Source organism: Bacteroides reticulotermitis JCM 10512 (assembly GCF_000517545.1).
GTDB lineage: Bacteria > Bacteroidota > Bacteroidia > Bacteroidales > Bacteroidaceae > Bacteroides > Bacteroides reticulotermitis.
Genome location: NZ_BAIV01000089.1, coordinates 1 through 1,110, shown reverse-complemented (window position 1 = coordinate 1,110; position 1,110 = coordinate 1). Strand labels below are relative to the sequence as shown.

Sequence of the window (1,110 nt, the reverse complement as noted above, 5' to 3'; positions counted from 1 at the left end):
GTTTTCTTCAGGATTCAGGCACCCATTACCTTATGCAGGGACTTATCCCTGGAGGACTTATATGCAAAAGTGAAGAAAAAGAGAAAAAAGGCATATAACCCTGAGCACAACAACCTCGGGGAACTGGATATGAACCCGCAAATAAGGCAATTGGTAGATAACATCAACCAAGCAATCGAGCATGGGTTAACATGCCATTACTGGCTTGAGATAAAGGTACAGGAGTTCTTCTTACTACTTAAGATCAGTTACACCCGGGAGAAAATCTATGAGTTTCTATACCTTATATTAAGTAGCGACATTACTTTCTCCGAACAGATACGACTCCATTGGAAGAAATTCCAAACAGCGGCGGAGTTGGCGGCTTTCCTGAATCTGACAACCAAAAAGTTCACCATGCAGTTTACCGCAGTGTTCGGGCTGACACCCTATCAGTGGATGTTGCAGGAAAGAGCACGTAGTGTCTTGTTTGAAGTCAAGATCAACCGGAAAGCTATTTAAAGAGATAGCCGTAGAAAACGGGTTCTCATCGGAATCATCCTTCACACGATTCTGTAGAAAGGAATTTAACAAAACTCCCACACAAATAAGACTGGAAAGATTGAAATAAAAAGATTGAATGTAAAATAAAAAGCCATTAATGATAAGAGCGATACGGGAATTATACCCTATCTTTGCCCCAGAAATTTAAAGGAATTCATGCCGACCTCTGACACTCTACAAGTGTCAGATCATATATATCCGTCTAGTTACATGCTTTTGCAAAGGTAAAAAATATAATCGAGACTAGACAATTTATTATTTAAGCCCATTCGGAGTTCTACAAAATGGCTTCCACTATCCGCTAATAATTCGAGTAAATGTAGCTAACTCTTTTCTCTTTCTCCCAAAAGCTATTCTTTTTTATTTTGCAGTCAGCTTTTACACGGATTATGGTGTCGCAAAAGGAATGTGACTTGACTTGTCGTCACAGTCACTTTTTCGCGTATCTCACAATGTGTCAGCGACTTATTTTGCGTCTTCTTTTTTAGGTTGCTTCATTCCAATGAGTGATACGCATGGCTTGCACCTAAAAAAGATAATTCATTCAGCAAATCAACCTCCAAAGAG

General features: G+C 39.5%; 2 protein-coding genes. Both read left to right on the top strand.

What is annotated here, in order from left to right; genetic code table 11:
* Nucleotides 1-501 (top strand): hypothetical protein (locus JCM10512_RS21045; protein ID WP_206777887.1); only part of this gene is annotated, 501 nt, incomplete at its 5' end.
* Complete coding sequence (locus JCM10512_RS24990) at nt 461-610, top strand: helix-turn-helix domain-containing protein (protein ID WP_369346514.1); 150 nt, start codon at nt 461-463, stop codon at nt 608-610. The genes JCM10512_RS21045 and JCM10512_RS24990, both read left to right, overlap by 41 nt.
* Nucleotides 611-1,110: the final 500 nt, after the last annotated feature.